This is a genomic window from Polaromonas sp. P1_E3 (assembly GCF_056405935.1).
This window is the reverse complement of record NZ_JBFUBD010000268.1, coordinates 1-3,826: the sequence shown is the minus strand read 5'-3', so window position 1 is coordinate 3,826 and position 3,826 is coordinate 1. Positions and strand designations below refer to the sequence as shown.

General features: G+C 64.1%; 3 protein-coding genes. 1 reads left to right on the top strand and 2 read right to left on the bottom strand.

The features are described 5' to 3' along the window. A partial coding sequence (locus AC1D0Z_RS17450) for a hypothetical protein (protein WP_477659480.1) occupies positions 1 to 458 on the bottom strand: 458 nt, incomplete at its 3' end. 61 nt (positions 459 to 519) lie between these two features. On the opposite strand from AC1D0Z_RS17450, the gene AC1D0Z_RS17445 reads away from it, so the two are divergent. Then, entirely contained in the window at positions 520 to 2,730 is a 2,211-nt protein-coding gene (locus tag AC1D0Z_RS17445) for an O-linked N-acetylglucosamine transferase family protein (protein ID WP_477659479.1), read from the top strand. 125 nt (positions 2,731 to 2,855) lie between these two features. On the opposite strand, the gene AC1D0Z_RS17440 is transcribed toward AC1D0Z_RS17445, so the two are convergent. Then, positions 2,856 to 3,826: XdhC family protein (locus AC1D0Z_RS17440; protein WP_477659478.1), on the bottom strand; the 971-nt coding region annotated here is incomplete at its 5' end.

The following is a 3,826-nucleotide window of genomic DNA, read 5'->3' as shown; positions in this document are numbered from 1 at the left end:
AAAGGCGAGAGGTCAAGCAGGCTGGGAATGACCCGTGCAGTCAGTGCGGCGGTACGTCGCAACCAGTCGGATACAGAAACGATTTCCGGGTCAAGGCCGGTATATTCCCGCACGCCTTCGACAATGGCAAACAGTTGCCCCTGGTGAGAAATGTTGTGCAGAAGAACGATGCGCTGAAAGCGCGTGTATTTCAGCCAGACGCCCGGTTGCAGGTGCACGCCGCCTATCAGCAGTGTGCCGTCTTTCGGAAACTGATGCGCAAACGGCTGCACGGCGGTAATACCTTCTGCAGCGTACCCCCGATGCACCGGCACATCGGACCAAAGCTTGACCGGGCGCCTGCCGGCCAGAAGCCGCGCAAGGTCCAGCAGTTCCCGCTCCGCGCCGGTGTACAACTCGCCGAAACGGCCAAGCAGGTGCAGGACGCCGGGGTCGTTGGGAGTCAGGCCTTGGGTCATCAGCCGCGATTATCTCCGCGGCCAGCGAATCTCAGGGGCCCCCGTGCCACATAATTCCTGCATGCAAGACGGCGACAAAGTTGTGATGGACAAGGTCCACCCACCTTCCCACGAGGCGGATCACGGGGAATGGATGTCGCGAGGCAGCCAGCTGGACAGCGCCGGCCAGCCCGAGCTGGCGCTGGCCGCTTTCGAAAAGGCCCATGCCCTATCGCCGATGGATGTCAATTCGGCATCCGCCTGCGCCACGCTGCTCAGCGTGCTGGATCGCCCACAGGCCGCCTACCGCACACTGCTGGGCATTGAGGCGCTGCTGTTGCAGGATGCCGATGGCGCGGCCAACCTGGCAATCGCGGCAGAGGCCTGCGGTGACCTGGAAAAGGCCCAGGCGGCCTATACCAGGGCGCTGGAACTCAACCCCGGCCATCTGCGGGCGCTGAACAACGTTGCCATCCTCGCGCCCGGGTCGTCGCAGTGGGACCTGGCCATCCACCTGGCCCGCAAGTGCATTGACATCCAGCCCGCCCACCCGCCCTATCACGCCAACCTCGCTGAATACCTCTCAGGTGCGCGGCGCTACGCCGAGGCTGTAGAGGCTACCCGGCTTGCACTGGCGCAATTTCCGGAACATGCCGAGCTGAAACTTCGGCACATCGCGCTTCTGGCTTTCACCGGCGAGCTTGAAAAAGCCGACGCCGCCCTGAAAGACCTCGATGGCAACACCCGCAGCCTGCTGGGCGAGTTCCTGCTGAAACTGGAAACCGCAGAAGGCACTGCGCTTGAAGGCACCATCCAGGGCAAGGGCGCCGATCATGCGGCAGCCGACGCGTTGCAGATCCACATGCGGCAAGCCTTCCGCAACAGGGCCCTCGGCGATTGGCGGCACCATCACGGCCTCGCCGAGGTCCTGCAAAAAGCGCTGCATGAATCCCTTGCGACCCAAAGGAACCGGGACTGGGGTGATGCGCCCTTTCATGGCCTCACGCTTGGCATGGGCGAAGCTGAGCTGCAGCAGATGCGTCAGCAAACCCAGGAAGTCACCAAAACCCGCTTCAAATCCTGCCCGCCGTTCAAGCCCGATGCGCGCACGCGCCGGCTGCCAACCGATAGCCGCATCCACGTCGGCCTGGCCGTGCAAAGCCTGGCCGATGCGCGGCAGGTGCGTGCGCTTGAACAGCAACTCGCGCTTTATGACGGCAAGCGTTTTGCCATCCATGTCTATGCTTTCACAGGTCGCCCGCAGCCGGAGCACCAGGAGGTATTGCGCCGCCACGCGGCCAGCGTGAATGAACTCGGGCACATGACCGACCTCGAAGCCGTGGGGCGCATCCGGCTGGACAGGCTTGATATTTACGTGGAGCAGGCCGTGAACCCCGCGTGGACGCGACAGGAAGTCGCCCTGATGCGGGTCGCGCCTGTGCAGCTGCGCGAGCCCGGCCTTCACCGGCACCATGTTTCCGGCGCATGGGACTACACCCTTTCCGACCACGTCATCCAACCAAAGGTGAAGGGCGAAGCCGGCCACAACGGCGCAGACCATTTCGGCCCCATCGTCCGCCTTCCGCAGACTTGCTGGCCAGGAAGCTTTGGCATGGACGCCGGCCCCAACTCGCCCTCGCGCGAAAAAGCCGGGCTGCCGCAAGACGCCCTGGTGCTGTGCTCCTGCCTGTTGCCGTCGCTGCTGGACGCGACCACTTTCGCCAGCTGGATGAAAATCCTGCGGTCATTGCCTGACACGGTGCTCTGGCTGCCCTTTTGCAGCCGGGCCGCGGCCAACCTCGTGCGCGAAGCACAGGCTGCGGGCGTAGGCGCGCAGCGGCTGATTTTTTCGGCCGCTGCCGCCTGGCCCGAAATACCTGCCCATCTGGGTTGTGCCGACCTCTTCCTGGACACGTTGCGCCTCAATGCCGCACCAGGGCTGGAAGAGGCGCTGCGCCAGGGTGTTCCTGGAATCACCTGTCCCGGCGGCAGCATGGCCGCACACATGGGCGCGAGCATCCTGCAGGCTGCCGGCCTGCCTGAATGCGTCCTGGAAAGTCCGCAGGCCTATGTTGCAGAGGCTGTGCGGCTAGGCCGCAACCCCGAAGCGTTGCAGCAGCTAAAGGCCAGGCTGCACGCAGCGCGGAACAAAACACCACCCCCACCCTTGTTTGATGCGGCTGCCCGCATCAAGGACCGGCAAGCTGCCTGGGCCCACATGACGGAACGCTCACGTGCAGGCTTGCCGCCGGTGGCGTTCGACGTGAGCGCCGCACAGGCCGTTGACGCCTGATCATCTGCTATCAATACAATAGCTGCTTGCGCACGCCCCTATTGGCTTGCAGGCGTTTTTTCTTCTGAATTTACGGCTTGACCGCCAAACTGCCCAGGCTGCGGCCGTACTTGCGGCGGCCGTGTCTACTGCGTGATGGCGCAGACTTCCCCGGTCGGCGGCAAGCCCAACTGGCTCTTGGCCGCGGCAACATTGGCCATCTGTCCTGACGTCACACCGTTCTTGACGGCAGTCAGCTCAGCGAGGATGGAAATCGCAATCTCGGGCGGCGTCTTGCTGCCGATGTAAAGGCCGATCGGCCCATGCAGCTTGTTCAGCTCTTCAGGCGTCATGTCGAAGTGCTCGGCCAGCCGCTCGCGGCGGCGCTGGTTGTTCAGGCGCGAGCCTATGGCCCCCACATAAAACGCTTCGGATCGCAAAGCCTCCATCAGCGCCAGGTCATCCAGCTTGGGGTCGTGCGTCAGCGCAATCACCGCGCAGCGGGCGTCCAGCTTCATCGCCTGCACCACGTCGTCGGGCATGCCGGTGGCCAGCTCCACGCCTTCCACCTGCCAGCTGTCACGGTATTCCTCACGCGGGTCGCACACCGTCACGGCGTAGTCCATGCCCTGCGCAATCTGCGCTACAAAGCGCGACAGCTGCCCGGCGCCGATGATCAGCAAACGCCAGCGCGGACCGTGCAAGGTCACCAGCGCGGCTTCAGACACCTGCATGCCTTGGCTGGGCTGGGCGGTGCTGAGCGTGACGGCGCCCGTGTGCAGATCAAGTCGGCGCGCCACCAGCTCACCAGCCTGCAGGCGCTGCAGCAGCTCGTCGATACAGCTTTCCTTTGTCAAAGGCTCAATGGCCAGCTCAATGGTGCCGCCACAAGGCAAGCCGAAGCGGCGCGCTTCGTCGGCTGAAACGCCATAAGTGACGATGGCCGGCCTGGTCTGGCTGAGGCCTTCGCGGCGGGCCCGGTCAATCATGTCGTCTTCAATACAGCCACCCGACACCGAACCCACGACGCGGCCGTCTTCACAGATGGCCAGCATGGAGCCTTCAGGCCGCGGACTGGAACTGGCCAGCATGGAGCCTTCAGGCCGCGGACTGGAAC

Bases quoted from the DNA above. Each gene is read 5' to 3' on its own strand.
- AC1D0Z_RS17445 (WP_477659479.1), top strand. From the start codon at position 520: ATGCAAGACGGCGACAAAGTTGTGATGGACAAGGTCCACCCACCTTCC.